We start from the raw sequence: 26,178 nt of genomic DNA, 5'->3' as shown, positions 1-26,178 counted from the left end.
GGACGCACCGGAAAAACAGAACGATTTTCTTTGAAGGAACCGGTTCGGCTCAGAGGCTGCGAATGATGCGACGCAACGCGTCATCCTTGGCGCCAAGCATCAGTACGTTTTTCAGCGCGACCTTGGGATCATCCGTGCGAAACAGCAGCCCGTTGTCACGAAAGTTGCGGTTGATGACCATTTGCCCGGCTTGGGCGCCCGGTTCGATGGCGACGGCGAAGTACATGCGTGAATAGCCGGGCTGGATACTCTCGAAAAAATGCGTCTCGTCGCCCAGGTTGCAGAAGAAGTTGGCGAAGTAGAAGGACCAGGTGATGTCCTTGGAGGGAGTAACCGGCGTACGCGCCGCCGTCACGTGACAGTAGCCGAGATGCGGCCGGCCGACGAGCGTGCGGTGGAAGATCATCTTCGGGAACTGGATCGAGTTGTGGAACCCGTTGATCCGCTTATGGGTCGTGTCGCCGGCGGTGCTGAGCTTCTTGCCCGTCCTGTCTGCGACTTCCTCATAGCTCAAATACCGGCGTTCGCTCGGCAACCATTGCCTGCGGTTGATCCGGCCCGTGCGCAGGAATTCGGTATGAACCGCCACCTTCGGCGGGATTGTCGGCAGCTTCTCGGCTGTCGCGTCGTAGTATCTCAACTTTGCCATGATCGTCAGCGCGCCATCTGCCTGCCTGCAGGACCTCTCTCGTCCGCCGGCTAGGCTAGCGGCTCATGGTTAATGAATGATTTCGTCCTGGCTGCATCATTAGCGTTCTCTATCTGACGCGATGTCGCAAACGGGCGAAGCCCTCCCGCATCTGCGCCGACCGCGCCGCAAAAGTCGGCAATTGCCCAAGATGTGATCTATCTATATGTTTGCAATGTAAAAATTCTAAGACGGTGGCCTTTTGTGGCGGTTTTTTCCGTGTCGTCATTCTGGAATTGGATGTCGCTATCGGGCAGCTGCCAAGGTGACTTCCGCGATTACATATCCTTACTCAAGGTGCCGTCTTCGAAGGGAAGATGGAGAATTGGGAAGCCGGTCAAATCCCGGCGCTGCCCCCGCAACGGTGGTGGAGCGAAAGCCTCGGCAAAGGCCACTGGACGGTTCGTCCGGGAAGGCGCCGGGCAGGTCCGAAAGGACGGCTCCTGAGCCCGGAAACCAGCCTTGACGGACATAACCGTAACGGGTTGCGGCGGGCAGCCGGATCGGAGCCTCAAACGCATGGGTGTGCGCCCGTGCGGGTTCCTGTCCTGCCTCTCCGAAACATGGCGCATGAGGACAGGACATGGACACCAGAAACGATATGCTTCGAAAGCTGAAGGGCAGGCGGGACGGCTACAGCCTCGACCGGGCCTTTTACATCGATCCCGACTACTACAGGCAGGATCTGGAAAACATCTGGTACAAGGATTGGCTGTTCATCGGCCATGACTGCGAGATCCCGCGGGCCGGCAATTACTTCACCGTCCAGGTCGGCGACTACCCCGTTGTCATCACCCGCGACCGCCAGGGCGCCATCCGGGCGCTGCACAATTCCTGCCGCCACCGCGGCTCGCGCGTCTGCACGCAGGCGAAAGGCTCGTCGGCAAAGCTTGTCTGTCCCTATCACCAGTGGACCTACGAACTCGACGGCTCGCTGCTCTTTGCCCGGCAGATGGGAGAGGATTTCGACAAGGCCGCCCACAGTCTGAAGCCGATCCATTGCGAAACGGTTGGCGGCTACATCTTCATCAACCTGTCGGAAAAGCCGATGGATTTCACGACGTTCCGCGACATGGCCTTGCCCTATCTTGCGCCGCATCGGCTCGGCGAAACCAAGGTCGCGTTCGAAAGCACCATCATCGAGAAGGGCAACTGGAAGCTCGTCTGGGAAAACAACCGCGAATGCTACCATTGCGCCGCCAATCATCCGGAACTCTGCCGCACCTATCCTGAGGCGCCGACGGCGACCGGGGTGCAGGGCGCCAAGGATGATCCTGTGATCGCCGAACATTGGGCGAAGTGCGAGGCCGAGGGCCTGCCGAGCGAATTTAAGATGTCGCCGACCGGTCAGTTCCGCGCCGCCCGCATGCCGCTTGTCGACAATGCCGAAAGCTACACCATGTCGGGCGCCCGCGCCGTCAGGCGGGCCCTGTCCGCCGACGTCTCCCAGAGCCAGATCGGCACGCTCTTGATGTTCCACTATCCCACCACCTGGAACCATGTGCTCGCCGACCACGCCATCACCTTCCGGGTGCTGCCGCTCGGGCCCGAACTGACTCAGGTGACGACGAAGTGGCTCGTCAACAAGGATGCGGTCGAAGGCGTCGACTACAATCTAGATGAACTGACGCATGTCTGGACCGAGACCAACGACCAGGACCGTCAGATCGTCGAGGAAAATGCCTTCGGCATCCGCTCACCGGCCTATGAGCCCGGTCCCTATTCGCCCGAGCACGAGGGTGGCGTGATGCAGTTCGTCGAGTGGTACTGCAAGTTCATGGAGCAGCGCCTTGCCGGCGACGCGGCTCCGCTTTCAAGGGTCGCCTGACATGCAGATGGCCTCTTCGTTTCACCATTTCGACGCGCTCCACGTCTGGATCGACCGGCAGCAGATGCTCGAATGCACATCGGCGGTCGTCGAGACCGCCGATGTCATGACCTTCACCTTCCGGGCCGAAAAGCCCGCCTGGTTTCGCTATCTGCCCGGGCAATTCGTGACCCTCGAACTGCCCGTCGCCGACGAGCCAGTGATGCGCACCTACACCCTGTCGTCGACGCCCTCGCGGCCGCTGTCGATCGCCGTGACCGTCAAGGCGCAGTCAGACAGCATCGGCACCCGCTGGATGTTCGAGCACCTGAAGCCCGGAATGAAACTCCGCGCCTTTGGCCCGCTTGGCGATTTCAGCTTCGTCCGCCATCCCGGCGACAAATACCTGTTTATCTCGGCCGGCTCCGGCATCACGCCGATGATGTCGATGACGCGCTGGATGGCGGACTGCGTGCCGGAGACGGATGTGACCTTCATCTCCTGCGCGCGTCGTCCGGAGGACCTGCTGTTCCGTTCGGAGCTGGAGGTTCTGGCGACGCAGATGTCCGGGCTGAACCTCGGCTTCATCGTCGAGGGACATGAGGCACGCCACGGCTGGCACGGGCTTCGCGGCCGCATTGATGGCGCCAAGCTGCCGCTGCTTGCGCCCGATTTCATGGACCGCACCGTTTTCTGCTGCGGCCCCGAACCGTTCATGCGCGGCGTGCGCGAGATGCTGAAATCGGCCGGTTTCGACATGGGCCGCTACCACGAGGAGAGCTTCCAGCCGGCCGCCGCACCTGCGGCGGAAGAGATTGCCGTGCGCGCCGGCGCCGGTGACGAGGGCGAGGTCCAGGCCGCCAAGATCGCCTTCACCATGAGCGGCAAGGAGATCGAGGCCAAGCCCGGCCAGACGATCCTGCAGGCGGCGCGCGCCAACGGCGTGCGCATCGGCGCTGCCTGCGAAGGCGGCATCTGCGGTACCTGCCGGGTGATGAAGGTCTCAGGCGAGGTGGATATGAGCCACAATGGCGGCATTCTCGACGACGAGATCGATGAGGGCTACATCCTCGCCTGCTGCTCACGACCGCTCGGAGACGTCCAGATCGAAGCTTGAAGGCTTTTATGATGTCGCGCAAAAGTGTGCAGCGGTTTTGCGGCAACGACATGCATAACAACAAGCGCTTAATGCCTGTCGCGTGAATGCTTTTTCAAGCGAGAGGCTTTAGGGCGCGTTGCAGGGGATCGGATTGGCGGAAACGCTTGCCGGGGCGTCGGTGCCGGCCTCCGTCTTGGAGCAGGCGCCCTGGGCGGCCTCATTGCCGGCGATCGCCACCTGCAGGGCACGGTCCTGGCGGGCGAAATCGATCGAGCCGGTCACCAACATGTCGACGCCGCTGCCGGCGCCGCTCGTAGCGTCAGCGCGGCTCACGAGCAGCGGCTCGCTAAACATCGCAGTCGCCCTTGCCACCGCCAGCATGCCCGTTCCCCGCTCGGCTTGGGCGACGAGCATCAGCGGCAGTGGCTTTTCCGGCAGCAAGGCGCCCTGTGCCCAGATCGCTTTCAGCGCCAGCGGCGACATTGCCGCCACATTCACGTCGATGTCGTCAAGCGTTCCCGGCACGCGGTAGGGACAGCGGCGCTTGCCGCAGTTGATGCCCGAGGAGAACTGCCACAGCGCGTAACTGTCCCAGTTGCCCATCGGGAAAACCTGGCGGATATCCGGTTTGTAACGGGCGTACCAGAGCGGCAGGCGCGACAGCAGCCGGTGTTTGGCCCGGTGCGCGGCGATGTATTTGGCGGTGATGTGGTTGGTATAGAGGATCGGGTAGCGCCCGGTCCGGGTCTTGATGTGCCCGGCGAAGATGGCGGCGTCCTCCAGCGACATGTACTTGTCCGGATCGATGCCCTCGAGATCGAGCACCATCAGCTCGTCGTCGCGCGGATCGGCGTAATCGAGGAAATGGTTCGCCTGGTCGACGGGATTGCCCGGGCGGGCAAGATGGTAGGCACCCCACAGCAGCCCGTGCGAACGGGCAATCATCCGGCGGGTCTGGTAGAGCTCGCGGCTGACGGCGTATTTGCGCCACATGGTCTTGCAGTGGTTGAAGGTGTCGCCGTTGTGGTCGCCGGTGCAGGAGAAGCTTTCGGGCAGGCCGTCGGAGGCCTTGGCGATGAAACCGGAAACGCGCTTGTCGCCAAGCATCGTTTCCCAGTCGATGCTGTTCATCTCATAGGCGTCGACGATGATGGCATTCGACTTGGTCTTCCAGGGCTCCAGTTCACCGGCGCGTGCGATCGCCGCCGCGAAAGCCAGACCGATGAAGGTCGCGAGGCGCAGAATCATCCCTGTCGTCGAGATACACCGCTTTGCCATTCTCTGAGATTGCCGACAGTATCGTTAACGCATCGTAAATCCCAGCCCCCGAGCGGACTGTGCGGGAGCGACGCGCGAATGTATACCGACCTGTGGCTGTATATAAGCAATTGCTTTCATGTTCGCGATCTGAAGATCAGCCGGGAAGGCGTTGGTCGACGATGCGGCAATGCCTTGCTGCAGCAACGGGTGCTGGCCCCGCCACCTGATCCCGCAGGAGGCGGAAGATGGAACAAAACCGGTGACTTACGCGTTATCGGTCGATTTCGGATTTCCCGGCTGAGGGACATCCCCGTATCGGCCTCGGTCCGGGTGAAATCATGGAAAGGTTGAAATGCCGCGGCAACCCGAAACCGGGCCGCGCAAAATGCGTTCGGTGATGGAGGGATTTTATGAAGAACGTTCTCAATTCCGGGATGAGCCGGTGGTTTTCCGTGGCCGTTGCGGTGGCTGTGCTGGCGACGTCGGCCGCCCCGTCGCAGGCCTTCACGCCGACACCGCCGCGCCTTGAGCGGCAGAGCGATGCACAGAACGTCCAGTATCGCCGACCGGGCATGGAGCGTCGTGGCGGCTATTACTACTACAACGGCTACCGCGGTTATAACTACCGCCGCCCTGGCTATCGCTACTACAATGGCTGGTGGTATCCGATGGCAGCCTTCGGCACCGGAGTGATTATCGGTGGAGCGATCGCCCAGCCGCCGCGCTACACGCGTCCTGCCCCCGTCTATGGCAGCCGCCATGTGCAGTGGTGCTACGACCGCTACCGCTCATACCGGGCCTACGACAATACCTATCAGCCCTATGGCGGCCCGCGCCGCCAGTGCTATTCGCCCTATAGTTAAAGGGTAGGCAGGGCCGGGCGCTTCCGCTCCTGGCCCTTCTTCGCCTGGGATCACATGAGGCCGCCATAGCTGGGAGCGATGGGCCTGGCGATGATCGCGCCGTGCCTGGCGACAACTTGTCCTGCAGTGGCTAAAGTTCTTGGGCGAGCCCGATGAGCAGGCCCTCGGGACCGCGGATATAGCAAAGCCGATAGGCGTCCTTATACTGGACCACTTCGCCGACCAACTGCGCGCCGCGTTTGCGGAGCCGCTCAACCGTCTCGTCGACGTCGTCGACCGCGAACATGATGCGGAGGTAGCCAAGCGCATTGACCGGGGCAGTGCGGTGATCGGCGACGACCGGTGGTGCGAGGAAGCGGGAAAGCTCGAGCCTGCTGTGGCCATCCGGCGTGCGCATCATGGCAATTTCGACATGCTGATCGCCGAGCCCGGTGACACGCCCGGCCCATTCCCCGTCGATCGTCGCCCGCCCTTCGAGCTCAAGGCCAAGTTCGCGAAAGAAATCGATCGTCTCTTCGAGGTCTTCGACGACAATGCCTATGTTGTCCATTCGCTTGAGCGCCATGTTTCCAATCTCCACGGTCTACGGGGACGTCGCTCCAAACAACACCGAACGCCTGGGGAGAGTTCCGACCGGCGTCTTAGAGAATGCCGATCCGCCGGAGAATCCACCAGGCAAAGCCCATGGAGAGTGCGATGAACAGCGCCGCATAGAGCGTGCCGGTGCCGTCGGCGAAGGGCAGCGCCCCGGTGTTCATGCCGAAGAAGCCGGTGACGAGCGTCGGCGGCAGGAGGAAGGCGGTCATCAGCGACAGGATGTAAAGATGCCGATTGGTCTCCGAAGAGATCTTGCTGTCGATCTCTTCATGCAGCAGACGCGCGCGTTCCTGCAGCGCGAAGACGTCGCGGTCGACCGCTTCGAGCCGGTCGGAAAGCCGCTCGGCGGCGTCGATGAACCCGGGCGGTACCTCGTCCTCATCCGATGCGCCCGCCCGCCTGAGCAAGGCGAGGATCGTGCGAAGGTGCCGATGCAGCCGCACCACCGTGCGCCGCAGCGGCGCAAGCCCCGGCTGCTGCCGATGCCCAGCCTCGCCATAAACATGGTCCTCGATGACGTTCAGATCCTCGGTCAGTTCCAGAACCAGCGAGATCAGCGTGCGCTGGAATTCGACGACGATCATCTCGAAGAGGTCGATCGGCCGTGCGCATTTCGTGCTCTTTTCCACCGCTGCCTTGACGCGGTCGATGCTGCGCAAAGGATGCAGGCGGGTGGTGATGATGATGCGGTCGCTGACGGCGAAATGCAGCCAGCCGATCGTCTTCGTCACCGCGTCGAAGGTGCGCTCGAAATCGACGAGCGTGCCGTGCACGATATCGTCCGAAACGGTGATGGCCGCCTGGGTGTCGTGGCTCGTCAGCGTGGCGACTGCGAGCGGCGGCAGGTTGCCGATCCGCTCGATGAGCGCAGGCGTTCGCGCGTCCGAGAGCGCGAGGTGAACCCACACCCATCCTTCCCCGGATAGCAGGCTGTCGATCGAGGCGTCGGTGGCGATCCGCTGGCAGCGGCTTTCGCCCGGCAGGAAACGATAGGCCCAGACGATGCCGGGTATTTCAGGGGAAATCAGGTTCATCTGAACGCCTTGTCCAGGGTCCGCTGCCTGTTCCGATCCATCGTTGGCAACGGGAGGGAGGAACACGCAGCCATTCAAAGTGCTAAAGTGACAGTCGCGCGTCCAGCGACGACGCGCGGCACTATCTGTCTTGGCTTCTATGCGCCGTTGATGACAGTTTTGTTACGGGCGGCCGTAGCCCGATGTTCGGGAAGCCGACGGCAATTGACGTTGACGTTTACGTAAAAATCAATAGTGTTCGGCGCACGAGGCCGCGCCCGGCGCGACCTGGCTATCTGGGAGGATCATCATGTACAAGGCACCCGTCGACGAGATCGCATTCACGCTGAAGCACGTGGCAGGCATGGGCGATGCGCTGCAATCGGGCGCGCTGGGTGATCTCGGTGAAGACCTGGTCGATGCCATCCTTTCGGAGGCCGGTCGGTTCGCGACGGAAGAGGTGGCGCCGCTTGGCAACATCGGCGACAAGCAGGGGTCGCGCCTCGTCGAAGGCAAGGTCGAGACCCCAGACGGTTGGCGCGATCTCTACCACAACTGGATCGCCGGCGGCTGGAACGGGCTGACGGCCCCGGAAGACTTCGGCGGCCAGAACCTGCCGCATATGCTGCACGTCGCCGCCATGGAAATGTGGAACGCCGGCTCCATGGCCTTCGCGCTTGGCCCGACGCTCACCATGGGCGCCGTCGAGGCGCTGGAAAAGCACGGTTCCGATGAACTCAAGGCCACCTATCTGCCGAAGATGGTCTCCGGCGAATGGACCGGCACGATGAACTTGACCGAGCCGCATGCCGGCTCCGACCTCGGTGTGCTCAAGGCCCGCGCTGAGCGCCGCGACGACGGCACTTACCGCATCTTCGGCCAGAAGATCTTCATCACCTGGGGCGAACACGACTTCACCGACAACATCGTCCATCTGGTGCTGGCGCGCCTTCCGGACGCGCCGGCCGGCACCCGCGGCATCTCGCTGTTCCTCGTGCCGAAATTCCTGGTCAACGCGGACGGTTCGCTCGGCGAGCGCAACGATCTCTTCTGCCATTCGCTCGAACACAAGCTCGGCATCCATGGATCGCCGACCTGCACGATGATCTATGGCGACGGCAAGTTCGGCGCTGAAAAGGGCGCTATCGGCTATCTGATCGGCGAGGAGAACCGCGGCCTCGCCTGCATGTTCACGATGATGAACAACGCCCGCCTGGCCGTCGGCATGCAGGGTGTGGCCATTGCCGACGCCGCGACGCAGAAGGCGATCGCCTTTGCCAAGGAACGCACCCAGGGTAAGGCGCCTGGCTGGACGGGGCAGGGCATGAGCCCGATCATCGAGCACCCGGATGTTGCCCGCATGCTCCTGACGATGAAGGCGCTGACGCAGGGCTCGCGCGCGATTTCCTACGCCTGCGCCCACGCCGTCGACATGGGGCATGCAGCCGAAGGCGAAAAGGCGAAGTTCTGGCAGGAACGCTCCAGCCTGCTGACGCCGATCGCCAAGTCCTTCTCGACCGACGCCGGCGTCGATGTCGCCTCGATGGGTATCCAGGTGCATGGCGGCATGGGATTTATCGAGGAAACGGGTGCTGCCCGCTATCTGCGCGACGCCCGCATCGCGCCGATCTACGAGGGTACCAACGGCATCCAGGCGATCGACCTCGTCACCCGCAAGCTGCCGCTTTCGGATGGCGGCCACGTGCGTGGCTTCATTGCCGAGCTGCGCGAGATCGCGGCGGCAGTTCGCGCCTCGAACCGCGACGGTTTTGGCGAGACGGCTGCACGCCTCGATGCGGCGCTGGACGATCTTTCGGCCGCGACCGAGTGGCTGATTGCGGCGGTTGCCGGCGGCAAGCTCACAGAAGCACTCGCCGGCGCCACCGCCTACCAGCGGCTCTTCGGGCTGGCGCTGACCGGCGCCTATCTCGCCAAGGGTGGTCTGGCGGACGTCAGCGATGGCAAGGACGATCAGCGCATCGCGCTCTGCCGCTTCACCGCCGAAAACCTGCTGGCCGAGACTGCCGCGCTGAAAGACCGTGTCGTCAACGGTGCCGACAGCCTCGCCGTCGCTCGCGCTGTTCTGGCCTGAAAGGACCCATCATGACCGACCACGTGCTCATCGGACGGCCGGAAGCCCACCCCGGCGTCCAGGTGATCCGCTTCAACCGGCCGGAAAAGAAAAACGCCATCACGCGCGACATGTACGCGAAGATGACCAATGCGCTGACGGTCGCTTCTAGCGATCCGGCCGTGCGCGCCACCGCCTTTCTCGGCACCGATGGTTGCTTCTCCGCCGGCAACGACATGGCCGACTTCCTCGCCTTCGCCATGGGCGGTTCCATGGGCATAGAGGTGATCGAGTTCCTGAAGGCACTCGCGACCGCAACGAAGCCTGTCGTTTCGGGCGTCGACGGTCTCGCGATTGGCATCGGCACGACGATCCATCTGCATTGCGACCTGACGATTGCGTCCGAGCGCTCGGTCTTCAAGACGCCCTTCGTCGACCTGGCGCTGGTGCCGGAAGCGGCCTCCAGCCTGATCGCGCCGCGCATCATGGGTCACCAGCGGGCCTTCGCGCTGCTTGCTGCCGGCGAACCGCTCACCGCAGGCGAGGCCGTGGACGCGGGACTTATCTGGAAGATTGTCGGCGCGGACGCGGTCGAGAGCGAAACCCTGGCGCTTGCTGGCCGGCTCGCCAAGAAGCCGCCGGAGGCGCTTCGCATCGCCCGCGATCTCGTCCGTGGCGACCGCAGCGACGTGCTGGCGCGTATCGACGAAGAGGCGAAGCACTTCGCCGCGCAATTGAAGAGTGCCGAGGCGCGGGCCGCCTTCGAGGCGTTCATGCGCCGCTAAACCAGTTTGGATTTGTGATGGGTGAGACGGGTGCCGCTGTGCACCCGTTTTGCATTCGGGGGCAAGCTCTTACCCGTCCCGCGGTAAAGATCCCGTTGCCGCCGCCATCGCGAACTTGAATAGATCAATTTTAATTTGTTCTTAAATACCGGTCGCTAGCGTCCTGCGCGATAGGCCCATCCCTATTTTGGGATGGCCCCAGCCGCATGAAGCAGGGCTGGCCTCGCCTTCGGGCATGTTCAACGTTTTCCCGTCAGCCTCTGCGCGCCGTCTTCACGGACGGACGACGGATGCTGCGCGAAAATCATCAAGAGCTCATGTCCGGCGGCCGCCGCCGGCACCCATTGGGAGCCCACCTTGTCCAAGCGATCGAACCTCATGACGCGCATTCTCGTTGCCGCGTCCTGTGTCGTCGTCGGCGCTTTCGCCGGCTTTTCCGTTTACATCGACAGCCTGCAGCGCGACACGACCACCAAGGCCGTCGAGGAGAACATTGCCTCCTCCGGTACCCAGGCCGCGCAGAGCGTCGCCAAGTGGCTGAACGGCCGCGTCACGCTGACGGCGATGGTGGCTGATGCCACCGGCAACGTCGCGGATGACGGTGGGGTCCAGCCGATTCTGAAGAACAACGTTCTCACCAGCGAATTCATGTCGACCTATGTTGGCAACGAAAGCGGCAAGTTCATCACCTGGCCCGACAATCCGATGCCGGCAGGCTATGATCCGCGTCAGCGCCCCTGGTACCAGCAGGCCGTCAAGGCTGACGCTCGCGTGCTGACCGAACCCTATGTCGACGCGTCCAGCGGCGCGCTGATCATCAGCGCCGCCGTTCCGGTCAAGCGCGACGGCAAGCTCTATGGCGTTGCCGCCAGCGACTTCTCGCTCGATACCCTGGTGACGATGATCAAGGGCGTCGATGTCGGCGGTGAAGGCTTTGCCTTCCTCGCCAGCAAGGACGGCCAGATCCTGGTTCATCCCGATGCCAAGCTGGTCACCAAGTCGCTCGCCGATGCCTTCCCGATCGACACACCGGCAATCGGCTCCGGTATCATGAACACCGAGCTCGACGGCAAGCCGATGCTGGTGAGCTTCGTTCCGGTCCAAGGCCTGCCCTCAGTCGAATGGTATGTCGGCTTCGTCATCGACGCCGACGCCGCCTATTCGGCGATCGATCAGTTCCGCATTGCCGCGACCATCGCCACGATCCTTGCGGTCGGCGTGATGCTCGTCTTCCTCGCGACCTTCCTCAACCGCCTCGTCATCCGTCCTGTCACGGATATGACCAGCGCGATGGAGAAGCTCGCGTCGGGTAACCACAACGTCGAGATCCCCGGCGAAGAGCGGACCGACCAGATCGGCTCGATGGCCGCCGCCGTCGCCGTCTTCAAGGCCAATGCAGTCGAGCGCGCCCGCCTCGAAAGCGAAGCGGATGCGAACCGTTCGCTGTCGGAACGCGAGCGACTGGAACGCGAAGCGCAGAAGGCGCGCGATGCTGCCGAAGTGCAGCAGGCCGTCGATGGTCTGGCAACCGGTCTCGGCCGTCTTGCTGACGGCGATCTGGCCTATCGCATCGACAATCCCTTTGCCGATCGTCTCGATCGCCTGCGCGCCGACTTCAACAACTCGGTCGCCAAGCTGCACGACACGCTCTGCGCCGTCGGTGCCAATGCCCGCGGCATTGATGCCGGCGCGACGGAAATCCGCTCGGCCGCCGACGATCTCGCCCGCCGCACGGAGCAGCAGGCAGCCTCGGTCGAGGAGACCGCCGCAGCGCTTGAAGAGATCACTACGACGGTCAAGGACTCCGCCCGCCGGGCTGAAGAGGTCGGCGCGCTGGTCGCCCGCACGCGTGCCGGCGCTGAGAAGTCCGGCGAAGTCGTTGCCAACGCCGTAGATGCGATGCATGCGATCGAGAAGTCCTCGGGCGAGATCTCCAACATCATCGGCGTCATCGACGACATCGCCTTCCAGACCAACTTGCTCGCACTGAATGCCGGCGTCGAGGCGGCCCGTGCCGGTGAAGCCGGCAAGGGTTTTGCCGTCGTCGCGCAGGAAGTGCGTGAACTCGCCCAGCGCTCGGCCAATGCGGCCAAGGAGATCAAGGCACTGATCACCACCTCCGGCAACCAGGTCCGCAACGGCGTGACCTTGGTCGGCGACACCGGCAAGGCACTGGAGACGATCGTCGCCGAAGTCCAGGAGATCAACAAGCACGTGAGCGCGATCGTGACCGCGACGCGCGAGCAGTCGACGGGCCTCCAGGAGATCAACACGGCGGTCAACACCATGGACCAGGGCACGCAACAGAACGCGGCCATGGTCGAGGAACAGACGGCGGCAAGCCATGGCCTGGCGTCGGAAGCAGCCTCGCTCAACGCACTGCTGGCCCAGTTTAACCTCGGCGATACGCAGAGCGTATACGCGGCAGCGACCAGCCACCGCCGCCGGGCAGCCTAGTCCTCGCCGACATTTGAGAAGCAAAAGGCCCGGGAGACCGGGCCTTTTCTTTGCGCAGTGCATCAGGATTCTCGCTTTTCACTGCAGGATCGCGAGTCATCCCCTTGTTTCTTAAGCTTTGATAAAGCGCTCGCGCATACCGTTTCTTCGCCGCGAAATGACTTCGCCCGCACGTCGCCTCCAGCATTCATCATCGCGATGTGCCCCAGACACCTGTCCCAATGCTCAGCGTGCCCGTCACGCAATCGATGATTTGGCCGCGCACGACCGCAACGGCGGAGGCGCGAGGGGAGACATACGGTGATCCTAAAGACTGCAACGGCAAGAAACATGTTCGCCATCGTGATGACCGGCCTGTTGACCTCCATGGTCACCGCCGCCGTCGTCTTCTGGCTCTCCTATCAGCAATTGCGCGAGCGCAGCATCGCCGAAATGACCAATGCCGCATCCGCAAGCGCGCGCAACGTCGAGACGAAGTTTGCCGAGGCAAAGACGCTCGCAAACAACATCCGCTCCGCGCTCTATGCGGTAAAGGGCACCGGCGAGCCGTCGCGCGCCGAAATCGAAACCCTGATGAAACGCTGGATTGTCGACAATCCGCTTGCCGTCGGCATGAGCACCGGCTGGGAGCCGAACGCCTTCGACGGCAAGGACGCCGAATTCGTCGGCAAGCCCGGCCATGACGCGACCGGCCGCTTCGTTCCCTATATCGCGCGCTCCGGCGACAAGGTGATCCACGAGGCGCTGGCCGATTATGACAAGCCGGGTCCCGGCGACTACTACCAGATCCCGAAGAAGACCGGCCTCGACATGGTCACCGAGCCCTATGTCTACCCGATCAACGGCAAGGACGTGCTGATGACCTCGATCATGGTGCCGCTGAAGAAGGACGGCGCCTTCATCGGTGTGGTCGGCGTCGACATGGCGCTCGGCGAACTCTCGACCGAACTCGCCAAACTGAAGCCCTTCGGCACCGGTTTCGTCTCATTGCTCAGCAAGGATGGCAGCATCATCAGCCATCCGGATGCCAAGGTCCTCGGCAAGGTGCTGAAAGACACGCCTCTCGCGGGTGAGGGGTGGGGTGACCTCCTGAGCCACACCGGCCAGGCCTTCGCGCTGAAGCACACGGATGGCAGCGGGCATCTGGCCGTCGCCGTACCGGTCAACCTGCTGCCCGACACCGAATGGTACGTCGTGGTCTCGGTGCCCGAAGCCACGGTCTTTGCCGGCCTTTCGCATCTCGCGATGATTTCGATCGCCGTCATTGCCGTTGCCGCCGCGATCATGATCATCGTCGGTTGGACACTGGCAAGCCGCTTCCGCAAGCGCGTCGCCAATGTCATCGGCGTCACCGGCCAGATCGCCGCTGGCGAGACCGACGTCGACCTCTCCGAGGCCGAGCGCAAGGATGAGATCGGCGATCTCGCCCGGTCGCTGCGTGTCCTGCGTGATGCGACGATCGCCAAGATGCAGCTCGAAAGCGAGGCGGATGCGAACCGCTCGCTGTCAGAACGCGAACGTCTGGAACGCGAAGCGCAGAAGGCGCGCGATGCGGCCGAAATCCAGCAAGCTGTAAACGGTCTCGCGATGGGCCTTGGCCGTCTGGCCGAAGGCGATCTCGCCTACCGCATCGACAACCCCTTCGCCGATCGCCTCGACAGTCTCAGAGCCGACTTCAACAATTCGGTCGCCAAGCTGCACGACACGCTCTGCGCCGTCGGTGCCAATGCCCGCGGCATCGACGCCGGCGCGACCGAGATCCGCTCGGCCGCCGACGATCTCGCCCGCCGCACAGAACAGCAGGCAGCCTCGGTCGAAGAGACCGCCGCGGCACTCGAGGAGATCACCACGACGGTCAAGGACTCGGCTCGCCGCGCCGAAGAGGTTGGTGCGCTGGTCGCCCGTACTCGTGCCGGCGCTGAGAAGTCCGGCGAAGTCGTTGCCAACGCCGTAGATGCGATGCATGCGATCGAGAAGTCCTCGGGCGAGATCTCCAACATCATCGGCGTCATCGACGACATCGCCTTCCAGACCAACTTGCTCGCGCTGAATGCCGGCGTCGAGGCGGCCCGTGCCGGTGAAGCCGGCAAGGGTTTTGCGGTCGTCGCCCAGGAAGTGCGTGAACTCGCCCAGCGCTCGGCACAGGCCGCCAAGGAGATCAAGGCGCTGATCACGACCTCGGGAAACCAGGTTCGAAACGGTGTCACGCTGGTCGGCGATACCGGCAAGGCACTGGAGACGATCGTTGCCGAAGTTCATGAGATCAACAAGCATGTGAGCGCGATCGTGACCGCGACGCGCGAGCAGTCGACCGGTCTTCAGGAGATCAACACGGCCGTAAACACCATGGACCAGGGCACGCAACAGAACGCGGCCATGGTCGAGGAACAGACGGCGGCAAGCCATGGCCTGGCGTCGGAAGCAGCCTCGCTCAATGCGCTGCTCGCCCAGTTCAACCTCGGAGAAGGGCAGGGCTCTTACGCAGGTGGGGGTGGATACCGCCGCCGCGCGGCGTGACGACGGATCGGCGTCCGCGAGTCATGCTAAGACGAGTGCAAAAACAAGAGGATAGCACGCAAGCGTGAATCAGTCTGGCAGACGCTTCAAGTCGAACGATAACGAAGGCCCGGGAAACCGGGCCTTCTCATTTCTCCAGCGTGACCACCGCCTCGACATGGGCCGACCAGAGGAACTGGTCGATCGGCGTCACCGAGGTGATGCGGTACCCGGCGGCAACGAGGATCGAGAGGTCGCGCGCAAGCGTCACTGGATTGCAGGAGACGGCGACGACCTTCTTGACGCCGGAGCGGGCGATCTCGTGACACTGCACGTCCGCGCCGGCGCGTGGCGGATCGAAGACGACCGCGTCGAAGACCTTCAGTTCCTGCGCCATGAGCGGGCGGCGGAAGAGATCACGCTTCTCGATGGTGACGGGCTTGAGCCCCTGCGTGTTGCGAGCCGCCAGATCAAGCGCCTTCAGCGCCTTGTCTTCGCCTTCGACCGCATGCACCCGCGCCTTGCGGGCGATGCGTAGCGCAAACGTGCCGCAGCCGGCAAAGAGGTCGGCGACGCGCTTGGACTTGCCGAGATGGTCGAGCACCAGCTTCGCCATTGCCTCTTCGGCCTGCGCCGTCGCCTGGGTGAAGCTGCCGGGCGGTGGCGAGACGGAAACACCGCCGAAATCGATGACAGGCTTCACCGGCTCGACAATGATCTCGCCATTGAGGCTGACGCGGGCGATGCCGCGCTCACCGAGCACGGCTTCGACCGTGCGGCGGCGCTCGCGGTCGTCGAGCTTCTTGATGCCATCGACCGAGAGGTCGAGGCCGGAGAGCGTTTCGAGCACGGTGATGCGGAACGGCTCGGCATTGACGGCCATGGCCGCGCCGACTTTGGCAATGGTGGCGAGCTTCGAGACGATACCCGGGCTCGCGATCGGACATTCCGAGATCGCGACGATATGGTGGCTTTCCGCCTGGTTGAAGCCGAGAAGCAGATCCTTCTCGGTCTTGCGGGCGGTGAAGACCGCGCGGCGGCGTTGGCCGGGCTCGGCGGTGATGAGCGGCGCCACCTCGGGTGTGAGCCCTTTCGACTTCAGGGCGGCGATCACCAGATCGCGCTTGAAGCCGTGGTAGAGCGTGTCGGAGGCATGTTGCATCGTGCAGCCGCCGCAGGTGCCGTTGATGCCGTCCGGCCCGAAGTGCCGACAGTGCGGTTCGACGCGCTCGGGTGAGGCTTCTCTCACCGACATCAGCGTGCCGTGCGATTTGTTGACGGCGAGCGCGACGCTTTCGCCGGGCAGGGTGAAGGGTGCATAGATCGGCCCGTCAGGACCTTCGGCAATGCCGTCGCCCTGAGCGCCCAGCCGCTTGATGGTGACGGCTTCAGTGGTCATGGCTTCTTGCCTGCCAGCAGGTATTCGACATTGCCGTCGCCGCCGGCAATAGGCGAGGGGATGAGCCCAAGGCTCTGCCAGCCCATGTCCTCGACGAGCCAGCGCTCGAGTTCGGCGGCGACATCAGGCGCACTGTCGGGATCCTTGAGCAGGCCCGCCTTGCTGATCGCGTCGCGACCCGCCTCGAACTGAGGCTTCACCAGCAGGATGCAGTGCGAACCGGGAAGCGCCATGTCGAGTGCCGGCGGCAGCGCGAGCTTGAGCGAGATGAACGAGACGTCCGAGACGACGAAGGTGACTTCGCGGTCGTCGATGTCCTCCTCGGTCATCGCGCGTGCATTGAGGCCCTCAATGCTGGTGACGCGTTCGTCACCTTCGATGCGCGGATGGATCTGGCCATGGCCGACATCGATCGCAACCACGTGCTCGGCGCCGCGCTTCAACAGCACTTCGGTAAAGCCGCCAGTCGAGGCGCCGATATCGAGACAGCTTTGGCCTGCGGGGTCGAGCCCGAAATGATCGAGTGCCGCGACCAGCTTCAGCGCGGCGCGCGAGACATAGTCCTGCGCCGGGTCATCGATGGTGATCGTCACGCTCTCGGCAAACATCGACGCTGCCTTGGTGACCGTGCGGCCATCGACCTTGACGGTCCCGCGCTGGATTGCGTCACGGGCACGCGCGCGGCTTGCGACCAGCCCCGAGTTCAGCAGCAGCTGATCGAGGCGGACCCGGTTCTTGTGTTCTTCGTTCTGGCGATCTTCTGACATGTGTTTCTCATGGCGACTTGCCGTCGCAATGGCAAGCCCCCTGTGCTCGCAGCCATCGAGCCCTTCCTGCAATTCCGTCCGGAAAAGCAAAAACCCCGGGGACGAGCCGGGGTTTTTGCTTGAAGTCGCACGGAAGCCTCAGCCGGCAGCGCCGATGCCGATATCCTGCTTTTGGCCGAGTGCCTTGAAGACGGTCGAGACGATGCCGGCGCGGTCGAGGCCCGCGGCGGCATACATGGCCTCGGGCTTGGCCTGTTCCATCCAGACGTCGGGCATGACCATCGGGCGAACCTTGAGGCCGCCGTCGAGCAGGCCGTCCTCGGCGAGGAACTGCAGCACGTGGCTGGCAAAGCCGCCGACGGCACCTTCCTCGATGGTGATCAGCACCTCGTGGTTGCGGGCAAGCTCGCGGATGAGGTCATGGTCCAGCGGCTTGGCAAAGCGCGCATCCGCGACCGTGGTCGAAAGCCCGGCGGCGTCGAGGTCTTCTGCGGCCAGCAGACAGTCGGCAAGGCGCGTTCCGAAGGAAAGCAGCGCCACCTTGGAGCCCTCCTTGACGATACGGCCCTTGCCGATCTCGAGGATCTGGCCCCGCTCCGGCATCTCGACGCCAACGCCTTCGCCGCGCGGATAACGGAACGAGATCGGGCCGGCGTCATAGGCAGCAGCCGTGCGCACCATGTGCTTCAGTTCCGCCTCGTCGGCAGCCGCCATCACCACGAAGCCGGGAAGGGTGGCGAGATAGGTCGTGTCGAACGAGCCCGCATGCGTCGGACCGTCGGCGCCGACGAAACCGGCACGGTCGATCGGGAAGCGCACCGGTAGGCCTTGGATCGCCACGTCGTGGACCACCTGGTCGTAGCCGCGCTGCAGGAAGGTCGAATAAAGCGCTGCGAACGGCTTGTAGCCTTCGGCGGCAAGGCCGGCGGCAAAGGTTACGGCGTGCTGCTCGGCAATGCCGACATCGAAGCAGCGCGACGGATGGACCTTGGCGAACTTGTCGAGCCCGGTGCCGGACGGCATGGCGGCGGTGACGGCGACGATCTTGTCGTCGAAGCCGGCTTCCTGCGTCAGCGCATCGGCGAAAACAGAGGTATAGGCGGGCGCGTTCGGCTTCGCCTTCGCCTGGGCACCGGTGATGACGTCGAACTTGTTGACGCCGTGGTACTTGTCCGCGGCAGCTTCCGCCGGCGGATAGCCCTTGCCCTTCTGCGTCACCACATGGATCAGCACCGGACCCTTGGAGTTGTCGCGCACGTTGCGCAACACCGGCAGCAGATGGTCGAACGAATGCCCGTCGATCGGGCCGATATGGTAGAAGCCCATCTCTTCGAAGAGCGTACCGCCGGTGACGTAGCCGCGGGCATGCTCGACCGCGCGGGTGATCGCGCGATCGACGGTCTTGCCGAGATACGCGGTCAGTTTCTTGCCGACTTCGCGGATGCCCATATAGGTGCGGCCGGAGGCAAGGCGCGCGAGATAGGCGCTCATCGCGCCGGTCGGCGGCGCGATCGACATGTCGTTGTCGTTGAGGATGACGATCAACCGCGCGTCGAGCGCGCCGGCATTGTTCAGCGCCTCATAGGCCATGCCGGCCGAAAGCGCACCGTCGCCGATGACGGCGATGACATTGCGGTTCTTGCCGTCGAGATCGGCCGCGACCGCCATGCCGAGGCCGGCGGAAATCGAGGTCGAGGAATGGGCAGCACCGAAGGGGTCGTATTCGCTCTCGGCGCGGCGGGTGAAGCCCGAGAGGCCGCCCTCCTGACGGAGCGTGCGGATACGATCGCGGCGGCCGGTGAGGATCTTGTGCGGATAGCACTGGTGGCCGACGTCGAAGATCAGCCGGTCATGCGGCGTGTTGAACACCTTGTGGATGGCGATCGTCAGTTCGACGACGCCGAGGCCCGCGCCAAGATGCCCGCCGGTGCGCGACACTGCGTCGATCATTTCTGCCCGGACTTCTCCGGCAAGCTGCGGCAGATCCTTGTCGTCGACCTTCTTCAGATCGTCGGGATAGGTCACCTTGTCGAGCAAGGGAGTAGCCGGCATCGGATTGGTTGGCAGTTGTGTCACGCTGCATGCCTCATGCGCGCCCCAAAGGTCGGGCGCGCGATAGTTGGTGGGTACCGTCGAAGCGGCTCTTTAGACGCAATCGTTGCTGAATGCAAAATTAGGCGTTCCTGCGTCGTCAACCAAGAGACTAGCGCATGATTCTGTGAATCGAAATCGATTCAAGCGCCATGAGGCAATGTTGCGCGGTTTTTCGCATCCATCCTGTGCCACTTTAGGTCGCGGTCAGCCCTCGGGCAGCGGAACGAATTCCTCTTCGTCTCCGGGCACGATGTCGAAGCGTCCGCTGCGCCACTCTTCCTTGGCTTTCTCGATGCGCTCCTTCGAAGACGAAACGAAATTCCACCAGATGTGGCGGGACGACCCGAGCGCAGCACCCCCGAAGAGCATCACGTGACAACCCTGCGGTCCGGCCGTGACCGTGATCTCGTCGCCGGCGCGGAAGACGAGCAGCTGGTTGTCTGCAAAATGATCGCCGGCAATGATCGCCTCGCCGGAGAGGATATAGAGCGCGCGCTCTTCCCATTGCGCCGCGAAGGGGGCGCTCTTGCCGGGTGCAATGTTGAGATCGACATAGATCGTGTCGGTGAAGACCGAGACCGGCGACTTCGCGCCCTCGAAGTTGCCGATCACCACCCGCGCCTTGATGCCGTCGTCGCTCATATGCGGCAGCATGCGTTCTTCGGTATGGCTGAAGATCGGGTCGATTTCTTCCTTGTGATCGGGCAGCGCCAGCCAGGTCTGCAGGCCAGAGATCGAACGGTCGTGGCCGCGCTGGTTCTCCGGCGAGCGCTCTGAATGCACGATGCCGCGGCCGGCCGTCATCAGGTTCACGTCGCCGGGACGGATGACCATCTCGGTGCCGAGGCTGTCGCGGTGCTTGATCTCGCCGTCGAAGAGGTAGGTGACGGTCGAAAGACCGATATGCGGGTGCGGACGCACGTCGATCGCCTCGCCGGCGCGCAGCAGCGCCGGACCCATGCGATCGAAGAAGATGAAGGGGCCGACCAGGCGGCGCTTGGCTGTCGGCAAAGCGCGACGAACCTGCAGCCCGCCGATGTCGCTGGTGCGCGGAACGATCAGATGTTCGATGGCGTCGCAGGCGGGCTTGTCGCCGGCGAGCGGGTCGGGGCCTGGAAAGAAAGACATGGCGCGTGCTCCCGTTTTTGCTGTCGCTTCAAGTCCTAACGCCTATGACATCAGGCGGGTAGGGGCGAAACAAGGACGCAGTGTTTCCGCGCGACGATCAATCCGATCTTGGCAATTCCGGGAAAAGCGTGAAGCGGTTTTCCGCCCGGAATTGCGATGAACGATCAGTCGGCGTCGAGCGGCTCCACGCCCTGCGGTCTGCCGGCGCGGTCGAGGCGGATCTTTTCGATGCGGTCTTCGGCGGCCTTCAACAGCGCCTCGCAATGCTTCTTCAGCGCTTCGCCGCGCTCGTAGATCTCGATCGACTTGTCGAGGGCGACATCGCCGCGCTCCAGCGCCGAAACGATCCGCTCCAGTTCCTCGACGGCCTGCTCGAAGGAGAGGGCGGAAACGTCCGGTTGCGTAGTGGTGTTCATGCTTACCCTCTCATCAGTCTCAAGATGTGCAGGCCGGCCGATTCGGCCAAGCCCTGAAGGTCATAGCCGCCTTCGAGCAGGCTGACCATGCGGTTGCCGGCGCTGCGATCGGCGATCTCGTGCAGACGCCCGGTCGCCCAGTCGAAATCCTCGGCGACGAGATTGATCTGCGCCAGCGGATCGCGGTGATGCGCGTCGAAGCCGGCGGAGATCAGGATGAAGTCCGGCCGGAAATTGGTGAGTGCTGAAAGCACGCGGCTGCGGAACGCCTCGCGGAAATGTTCACTGCCCATGTTCGGCGACAGCGGCGCGTTGACGACATTGCCCTTGATGCCCGTCTCGTCCTTGGCGCCGGTGCCGGGATAGAGCGGCATCTGGTGCGTCGAGCAGAAGAGCACCGAGGGGTCGTCCCAGAAGATGTCCTGCGTGCCGTTGCCGTGGTGCACGTCCCAGTCGACGATCGCGACCCGCTCTGCGCCGTGGACCTTCTGGGCATAGCGGGCGGCGATCGCCACCGTGTTGAAAAGACAGAACCCCATCGCCTTGTTCTTTTCGGCGTGGTGTCCTGGTGGCCGCGCCGCGACGAAGGCGTTGTCGGTCTCGCCGGTAAAGACGGCGTCCACCGCTGCAGTCGCTCCGCCGATCCCGGTTAGCGCCGCGTCGAGGCTCAAGGGGCTGGCATAGGTGTCGGCTTCGAAATGGTTGAGGCCTTCCTCCGGAATGGCGCGCCTGACGGCAGCGAGATGCTCTTCCGGATGTGCGAGCAGGACGAGATCCTCACTCGCCTTCTTCGCCTCGATCCGCTTGAGATCGGAGAAGTTCGGATGTTCGAGCGCAAGGTTCAGCGCCTTCAGCCGGTCCGGCCGCTCAGGATGCCCTTCCGGAACCGCGTGTTCCAGAAAGACCGGATTTTCATAGAGGAACGTGGTCATGCCCGGAACCTAGTGCGCCCACCCTGCAAGGTCCATGGCGAGCCGGTCGAAAGGCGCAATTTTCAACAGCGCGGATCGATGAGCAGCTTGCCGTCGCGGCTCGGATCCGCCTGATGCGCGAGCGCCGCGTCGAGCCTGCTTAGCGGATAGATTTCGGCGATGCGGCTGGAAAAGAGACCCGATCGCAAACCTTCGAAACTCTTGGCAAAGGCCGCTTCGATCACGGGTCGCCCGGCCGAATGCACCCAGGTCCGCAGCCACAGGAAGGAGAAGCGGATGTCCGGCCGCGCCTGGATCGCCGCCTGCGGCACCGGAACGCCGCTGAGCGCCCCATACTGGATGAAGGCGGCGCCCGGTTCGAGCGTGCGCTGGATGAGATCGCCGGCAAGCGGACCGCCAACGGCGTCAATGATTGCGTCGAAGCGAAGCTGCGGCACGCGGCCCTCGTCGACAAACACGATGTGGCCGGGGACCTCGGTTGCCAGCCGCTCGGCGCTACGCGCGCTGCGGACGATCCCGGTGGCATCCGCGCCTTCGCCGGCCAGCAGCTTCATCAGCATGCCGCCGATCGCCGACCCAGCCGCGTTGACGCCGATACGGCGGCCACCGAGCGGGCCGAAATGTTGGCGCAGCGCCTCGACCAGTTGCAGCGCCGTCAGCGGATTGACGTAGCAGGTGGCCGCATCGGTCTCGCCGATGTCGTCGGGCAGGGCGAAACACCATTCGGCCGGCCGGATCAGATATTCCTGCCAGAGACCGCTGGCACCGATGGGCACCACGCGATCACCGGGTTTCAACGACGTCACGCCAGGGCCGACGCGCGTCACCGTGCCGAAGCCTTCGAAGCCCGGCACGAAGGGCAGCGTGGTGCGGGCGCTATAGGCGCCAGTCACCGGGATGAGATCGGACGGGTTGATGGCGGCAAGCGACAGCGCCACCTCGACTTCGCCCGCCGCAGGCGCCACGCGCCCGGCGTCGACCATCGCAATCACTTGCCGGGGATCGCCGAACTGGCTAACGAGGGTGGAGCGCATCGTCAGGGAGCCTCGCATGGACGGCAGGGAGCTGGAGAACGTCACGGAAATCCGGATTCCGTTTCGCGATATAGACATGCACGGCCACATGCACAATGCCGCCTATTATGCCCACGCCGAGGCCGCGCTTTCCAGCCTCTGGCGTCACCGTCCGCATGTGGTGAACGAGCCGAGCTATCTCGTGCGCCGCTCGGCCTGCGTCTATCACCGTGGTCTGCGCTACGACGAGCCGGCCCGTCTTACCGTCAACGTGGCGAAGGTCGGCGGCAGCTCGATCAGTTTTGTCGTCAAGGTCGAAGCACGCGGCCAACTCGCTGCCGAAGTCGAGGTCGTCTGGGTCGCGGTCGATCCGCAGCGACACACGCCGCTGCCGCTGCCGACGGCGACGCGCGAATGGCTGGCGGCCTACTCGGTCTAGCCAAAGCAATTCCAGGAAAAGCGCGAAGCCGTCACAATAGACGACGCTCCAGCTTTCATGGTGTTTTTGGCCCGTCCAGGCAAAAGGCGCCACCCCCTCTGCCCGGCAGGGCAGAGGGGGTATCTATCTCGTTACCAGACCATTGTCGCGTACTATGCGAAGCGGTTTTCCGTTCGGAATTGCGCCGCCTAAACCGCGCGAAACAGGGTGACGATGCCCATGCCGCCGCCGACGCCCATCATCGCCAGTCCTTCCGTGCCTTTCGGCGATGCCAGCATCTGCGAGAAAAGCCGGACGGTGAGGATCGCCCCCGAGGCGCCATAGGGATGGCCGAGTGCGATGGCGCCGCCGTCGAGATTGACCCTTTCCGCGGCGATATCGAGTTGGTCGAGGCTGCCGAGCACCTGCGAGGCGAAGGCCTCGTTGAATTCGATGAAATCGACCTTTGCCGGATCGAGCGCGGATTGCCGTGCCTTCAGCTTCTGCATTGCCGGGACCGGGCCAAGCCCGAGCAGATTGGGATCGACGCCCGCGGTCGCCGCATCGACGAATTCGAGTGCGAAGGAAACGCCAAGTCGTTGGGCCTCGGCAAAGCTCGTCACCAGCACCACCGCCGCGCCGTCGTTGATCGGGCAGGCATTGCCGGCCGTTACCGTCCCGCCCTCGACGAAGACCGGCTTCAGCCGTTGCAGCGTCTCCAGCGAAGCATTGGCACGAGGGCACTCATCGCGCGACACAGAGCCTGCCGCCGTTTCGACCGGCACGATTTCGCGGGCGAAGCGGCCGGCAACGGCAGCCTCGACCGAGCGACGGTGGCTTTGAAGCGCAAAGGCGTCCTGACGCTCACGGGAGATCTTGCAGGCGGTCGCGACGTTTTCGGCGGCGACGCCCATATCCGGATCACCGGTCTCGTCTGGTGCCATGCGGGCGCGCTTGACCGGCGCGAGTTCGCCGCCGCGCTCCAGCGGCGGTCTCAGGCGGATATGCGCACGGCTGGCGCTCTCGGTGCCGCCGGCCAGATAGAAACGGCCGGCGCCCGCCTGGATCATCCGTGCGGCAAGGGTGATCGCCTCCAGCCCGGAACCGCATTGGCGGTCGACGGTGATACCCGGCGTCGAGACCGGCAGGCCGGCTTCGAGGGCGGCGAGCCGGGCGAGATTGCCGGCGCTGTTGGCGGCGTTTCCGAGAAGAACGTCGTCGATCTCGCTCGCCTTTACACCGGTATCGCGGAGAATACGGGCGATCAGCGGTGCCGCCAGCTGCGACGGTTCGATATCGCGAAGCGTGCCGTTGACGCGGCCGATCGGTGTGCGGAGAGCGGCGATAATGACAGGTATGCGTGCCGGGTCAGTCGATGAGTTCGAGAGCATCGTTTCCATCCGCGATCCATTGTCTGAGCGTGCCCGCCGCCACCTTGCCCGACTGCGTCATCGGCATATTCAGGCAGAGCCAGATGCGGCGCGGATGCTTATAGCGCGGCAGGTGGGCGGCGAGATGACGCTCAAGCGCTTCTCGATCAAACATACCGCCTTCCGGCTCGATGACGGCGACGAGTTCGCTGCCGAGATCCGGGTGGTCGAGCCCGAGGACGAGAGCGGCGTGCACGCCGGGATCTGCGGTCAGCGCGGCTTCCACTTCCTGCGGGTGGATGTTGTTGCCGCCCGAAAGCACCATGCCGCCGGACCGGCCGAGGAGGTGCAGGGTGCCGCACTCATCGAGGAAGCCGAGATCGCCGACCGTCGCCAGCGACCCGAGACGACGGAAGCCGGCACCATCGGTGGTGCCGACATACCCGTCGGATATGAGGGCGCTGTCGACGAAGATCGTGCCCGTCTCACCGGTTGGCATTTCGCCCCCCCTGTCGTCGCGAATGCTGAGCGTAACACCCGGGAAGGCACGGCCGACGGCGGTGGCCGAAGCGGTGTCGCCGTTGGTCGCAACACTGATGAAGCCCAGTTCCGAGGCGCCGTAATATTCGATGATATCGGCTTGAGGAAACGCGAGTGCCGCGCTGTCGCGATCGTTTTCGGTCAGCTTGGCGCCGGCGACGGTGATCTGGGTGACGGATGTTTGCGGCCGGTCGGCGGCTGCAGCGCAGAGCCGCCGCAGCATCGTCGGCACCAGCGCCAGTCGCTTGACCTCTTTCGCCTCGACGATGGACATCGCCCGGGAGGCCTCGAAATGCGCGGCCCCGATGAATTCGGCGCCGGCGACAAGGGTTTCGGCAAGCGCATAAAGTGTCAGCCCGTGCGCGAGCGGACCGGGCGCAAAGGTGCGAGTGGCGCGGTCGATGCCGAAGAAGGGTTCGCCCGTGGCCAAGCTTCTGCGCCACGAACCGCGATCGCGGATGATCGCTTTCGGCGTTCCTGTCGTGCCCGAGGTGAAGACGATCAGGAATGGCTCGGTGTCGTCGCCGATTGCGAGCGGCTTTCGCTCGTTGCCGTCGGTCTCGCGAAAGGTTCGCGTTTTGCCGCTTGCGGGCGCATGGAGCGAGAGGTTGGCGCCATCGGCCCTGACAATGAGATCGGGCGAAAGGCGATCGTGCATCGTCTGGCGCGTCGCCTCCGGCAGATGCGGATCGATCAGCGCGACGCAGTTGCCGCCGCTAGTGGCGGCAAGGAAGGCAGCGGCGAAGAGCGGATGATTGCCCGTCTCCAGTGCGATCAGGCGAGAGCGGTCGCCGAGCACGCTGCGGCGTTCGGCAATCCCAACCAAGTCTCCGAAACGTTCGGCAAGTGCGCCGGCGATGCGTGCGAGGTCACCAAAAGTGAAAACCCGGCCCTCGATTTGGAAGGCCGGGGCATGCGGGTGGTCTTGCGCGTGGCGATGGATCGCGGCGGCAAACGGCATCGGC

Annotated in this window: 20 protein-coding genes, 1 pseudogene and 1 riboswitch; of the genes and pseudogenes, 8 read left to right on the top strand and 13 right to left on the bottom strand. The window is 63.9% G+C overall.

The features are described from left to right. Positions 1-49 precede the first annotated feature (49 nt). Positions 50-649, bottom strand: a complete 600-nt coding sequence (locus IB272_RS01285) for a DUF6656 family protein (RefSeq protein WP_034801127.1) — start codon at positions 647-649, stop codon at positions 50-52. A 317-nt stretch (positions 650-966) separates the two neighbouring features. Beyond that, positions 967-1,168: riboswitch (cobalamin riboswitch) on the top strand. 103 nt (positions 1,169-1,271) lie between these two features. Between IB272_RS01285 and IB272_RS01280 the strand changes: the two genes are divergently transcribed. Both IB272_RS01280 and IB272_RS01275 read left to right on the top strand, forming a co-directional pair. Next, a complete protein-coding gene (locus IB272_RS01280) occupies positions 1,272-2,516 on the top strand; it encodes an aromatic ring-hydroxylating dioxygenase subunit alpha (protein ID WP_060584120.1) in 1,245 nt (414 codons plus the stop codon). 1 nt (position 2,517) lies between these two features. Continuing rightward, the gene (locus IB272_RS01275; protein ID WP_034801131.1) at positions 2,518-3,612 is read left to right on the top strand and encodes a hybrid-cluster NAD(P)-dependent oxidoreductase; all 1,095 of its coding nucleotides are present in this window, start codon (positions 2,518-2,520) and stop codon (positions 3,610-3,612) included. Between the two features lie 249 nt (positions 3,613-3,861). Here the strand turns inward: IB272_RS01275 and IB272_RS01270 are convergent. Next, a pseudogene (locus IB272_RS01270) lies at positions 3,862-4,872 on the bottom strand (GH25 family lysozyme); the annotation flags it as partial. Between the two features lie 416 nt (positions 4,873-5,288). On the opposite strand from IB272_RS01270, the gene IB272_RS01265 reads away from it, so the two are divergent. Further along, positions 5,289-5,717: a BA14K family protein gene (locus IB272_RS01265; RefSeq protein WP_060584355.1), complete on the top strand. Its 429-nt coding sequence runs from the start codon at positions 5,289-5,291 to the stop codon at positions 5,715-5,717. Positions 5,718-5,847: 130 nt separating this feature from the next. Here the strand turns inward: IB272_RS01265 and IB272_RS01260 are convergent, their stop codons facing one another. Further along, positions 5,848-6,282 (bottom strand): VOC family protein, encoded by a 435-nt coding sequence (locus IB272_RS01260; protein ID WP_060584122.1) that lies wholly within the window; start codon positions 6,280-6,282, stop codon positions 5,848-5,850. A 76-nt stretch (positions 6,283-6,358) separates the two neighbouring features. Next, positions 6,359-7,348 (bottom strand): transporter, encoded by a 990-nt coding sequence (locus IB272_RS01255; protein WP_034801135.1) that lies wholly within the window; start codon positions 7,346-7,348, stop codon positions 6,359-6,361. Positions 7,349-7,637: 289 nt separating this feature from the next. On the opposite strand from IB272_RS01255, the gene IB272_RS01250 reads away from it, so the two are divergent. From IB272_RS01250 to IB272_RS01235, 4 genes are all read left to right on the top strand, one after another. Next, positions 7,638-9,419 (top strand): acyl-CoA dehydrogenase, encoded by a 1,782-nt coding sequence (locus IB272_RS01250; RefSeq protein ID WP_060584124.1) that lies wholly within the window; start codon positions 7,638-7,640, stop codon positions 9,417-9,419. Between the two features lie 11 nt (positions 9,420-9,430). After that, a complete protein-coding gene (locus IB272_RS01245) occupies positions 9,431-10,183 on the top strand; it encodes a crotonase/enoyl-CoA hydratase family protein (protein ID WP_060584126.1) in 753 nt (250 codons plus the stop codon). A 378-nt stretch (positions 10,184-10,561) separates the two neighbouring features. Beyond that, a complete protein-coding gene (mcpU, locus tag IB272_RS01240) occupies positions 10,562-12,640 on the top strand; it encodes a methyl-accepting chemotaxis protein McpU (RefSeq protein WP_246810306.1) in 2,079 nt (692 codons plus the stop codon). 300 nt (positions 12,641-12,940) lie between these two features. Beyond that, complete coding sequence (locus IB272_RS01235) at positions 12,941-15,157, top strand: methyl-accepting chemotaxis protein (RefSeq protein WP_060584129.1); 2,217 nt, start codon at positions 12,941-12,943, stop codon at positions 15,155-15,157. Positions 15,158-15,284: 127 nt separating this feature from the next. Here the strand turns inward: IB272_RS01235 and IB272_RS01230 are convergent, their stop codons facing one another. From IB272_RS01230 to IB272_RS01200, 7 genes are all read right to left on the bottom strand, one after another. Beyond that, positions 15,285-16,535, bottom strand: coding sequence for a class I SAM-dependent RNA methyltransferase (locus IB272_RS01230; protein WP_034801145.1), 1,251 nt, complete (start codon positions 16,533-16,535; stop codon positions 15,285-15,287). Beyond that, positions 16,532-17,302 (bottom strand): TlyA family RNA methyltransferase, encoded by a 771-nt coding sequence (locus IB272_RS01225; RefSeq protein ID WP_060584131.1) that lies wholly within the window; start codon positions 17,300-17,302, stop codon positions 16,532-16,534. Before IB272_RS01225 ends, IB272_RS01230 begins: the two co-directional genes overlap by 4 nt. A 138-nt stretch (positions 17,303-17,440) precedes the next feature. Beyond that, positions 17,441-19,354 carry a 1-deoxy-D-xylulose-5-phosphate synthase gene (dxs, locus tag IB272_RS01220; protein ID WP_060584133.1) on the bottom strand — a complete coding sequence of 638 codons (1,914 nt, stop codon included), beginning with the start codon at positions 19,352-19,354 and terminating at the stop codon, positions 17,441-17,443. 246 nt (positions 19,355-19,600) lie between these two features. Further along, positions 19,601-20,524, bottom strand: a complete 924-nt coding sequence (locus tag IB272_RS01215) for a pirin family protein (RefSeq protein WP_060516327.1) — start codon at positions 20,522-20,524, stop codon at positions 19,601-19,603. Between the two features lie 164 nt (positions 20,525-20,688). Next, positions 20,689-20,940, bottom strand: a complete 252-nt coding sequence (locus IB272_RS01210; RefSeq protein ID WP_034801154.1) for an exodeoxyribonuclease VII small subunit — start codon at positions 20,938-20,940, stop codon at positions 20,689-20,691. Between the two features lie 2 nt (positions 20,941-20,942). Beyond that, the gene (locus IB272_RS01205; protein WP_060584135.1) at positions 20,943-21,872 is read right to left on the bottom strand and encodes a histone deacetylase family protein; all 930 of its coding nucleotides are present in this window, start codon (positions 21,870-21,872) and stop codon (positions 20,943-20,945) included. 62 nt (positions 21,873-21,934) lie between these two features. Next, entirely contained in the window at positions 21,935-22,906 is a 972-nt protein-coding gene (locus tag IB272_RS01200; protein ID WP_060584137.1) for a zinc-dependent alcohol dehydrogenase family protein, read from the bottom strand. 16 nt (positions 22,907-22,922) lie between these two features. Here IB272_RS01200 and IB272_RS01195 point away from each other — a divergent pair, with 16 nt between their 5' ends. After that, the gene (locus IB272_RS01195) at positions 22,923-23,324 is read left to right on the top strand and encodes a thioesterase family protein (protein ID WP_034801160.1); all 402 of its coding nucleotides are present in this window, start codon (positions 22,923-22,925) and stop codon (positions 23,322-23,324) included. 188 nt (positions 23,325-23,512) lie between these two features. On the opposite strand, the gene IB272_RS01190 is transcribed toward IB272_RS01195, so the two are convergent. After that, positions 23,513-24,694 (bottom strand): thiolase family protein, encoded by a 1,182-nt coding sequence (locus IB272_RS01190; RefSeq protein ID WP_060584139.1) that lies wholly within the window; start codon positions 24,692-24,694, stop codon positions 23,513-23,515. Further along, entirely contained in the window at positions 24,672-26,174 is a 1,503-nt protein-coding gene (locus IB272_RS01185; RefSeq protein WP_192444182.1) for an AMP-binding protein, read from the bottom strand. Before IB272_RS01185 ends, IB272_RS01190 begins: the two co-directional genes overlap by 23 nt. Between the last annotated feature and the right edge of the window lie 4 nt (positions 26,175-26,178).

It is taken from the genome of Ensifer sp. ENS08 (genome assembly GCF_014852195.1).
Lineage (GTDB): Bacteria > Pseudomonadota > Alphaproteobacteria > Rhizobiales > Rhizobiaceae > Ensifer > Ensifer adhaerens.
Note: the sequence above shows the minus strand (reverse complement) of the source record. Positions and strands in the feature narration are given on the sequence as shown.

Excerpts from the sequence above, each read along its gene's own strand:
- IB272_RS01185 (WP_192444182.1), bottom strand. The coding sequence starts at position 26,174 with ATGCCGTTTGCCGCCGCGATCCATCGCCACGCGCAAGACCACCCGCAT.
- mcpU (WP_246810306.1), top strand. The coding sequence starts at position 10,562 with ATGACGCGCATTCTCGTTGCCGCGTCCTGTGTCGTCGTCGGCGCTTTC.
- IB272_RS01265 (WP_060584355.1), top strand. The coding sequence starts at position 5,289 with ATGAGCCGGTGGTTTTCCGTGGCCGTTGCGGTGGCTGTGCTGGCGACG.
- IB272_RS01215 (WP_060516327.1), bottom strand. The coding sequence starts at position 20,524 with ATGTCTTTCTTTCCAGGCCCCGACCCGCTCGCCGGCGACAAGCCCGCC.
- IB272_RS01250 (WP_060584124.1), top strand. The coding sequence starts at position 7,638 with ATGTACAAGGCACCCGTCGACGAGATCGCATTCACGCTGAAGCACGTG.
- IB272_RS01225 (WP_060584131.1), bottom strand. The coding sequence starts at position 17,302 with ATGTCAGAAGATCGCCAGAACGAAGAACACAAGAACCGGGTCCGCCTC.
- dxs (WP_060584133.1), bottom strand. The coding sequence starts at position 19,354 with ATGCCGGCTACTCCCTTGCTCGACAAGGTGACCTATCCCGACGATCTG.
- IB272_RS01255 (WP_034801135.1), bottom strand. The coding sequence starts at position 7,348 with ATGAACCTGATTTCCCCTGAAATACCCGGCATCGTCTGGGCCTATCGT.
- IB272_RS01190 (WP_060584139.1), bottom strand. The coding sequence starts at position 24,694 with ATGCTCTCGAACTCATCGACTGACCCGGCACGCATACCTGTCATTATC.
- IB272_RS01275 (WP_034801131.1), top strand. The coding sequence starts at position 2,518 with ATGCAGATGGCCTCTTCGTTTCACCATTTCGACGCGCTCCACGTCTGG.
- IB272_RS01195 (WP_034801160.1), top strand. The coding sequence starts at position 22,923 with ATGGACGGCAGGGAGCTGGAGAACGTCACGGAAATCCGGATTCCGTTT.
- IB272_RS01245 (WP_060584126.1), top strand. The coding sequence starts at position 9,431 with ATGACCGACCACGTGCTCATCGGACGGCCGGAAGCCCACCCCGGCGTC.
- IB272_RS01260 (WP_060584122.1), bottom strand. The coding sequence starts at position 6,282 with ATGGCGCTCAAGCGAATGGACAACATAGGCATTGTCGTCGAAGACCTC.
- IB272_RS01205 (WP_060584135.1), bottom strand. The coding sequence starts at position 21,872 with ATGACCACGTTCCTCTATGAAAATCCGGTCTTTCTGGAACACGCGGTT.
- IB272_RS01230 (WP_034801145.1), bottom strand. The coding sequence starts at position 16,535 with ATGACCACTGAAGCCGTCACCATCAAGCGGCTGGGCGCTCAGGGCGAC.
- IB272_RS01200 (WP_060584137.1), bottom strand. The coding sequence starts at position 22,906 with ATGCGCTCCACCCTCGTTAGCCAGTTCGGCGATCCCCGGCAAGTGATT.
- IB272_RS01210 (WP_034801154.1), bottom strand. The coding sequence starts at position 20,940 with ATGAACACCACTACGCAACCGGACGTTTCCGCCCTCTCCTTCGAGCAG.
- IB272_RS01280 (WP_060584120.1), top strand. The coding sequence starts at position 1,272 with ATGGACACCAGAAACGATATGCTTCGAAAGCTGAAGGGCAGGCGGGAC.
- IB272_RS01285 (WP_034801127.1), bottom strand. The coding sequence starts at position 649 with ATGGCAAAGTTGAGATACTACGACGCGACAGCCGAGAAGCTGCCGACA.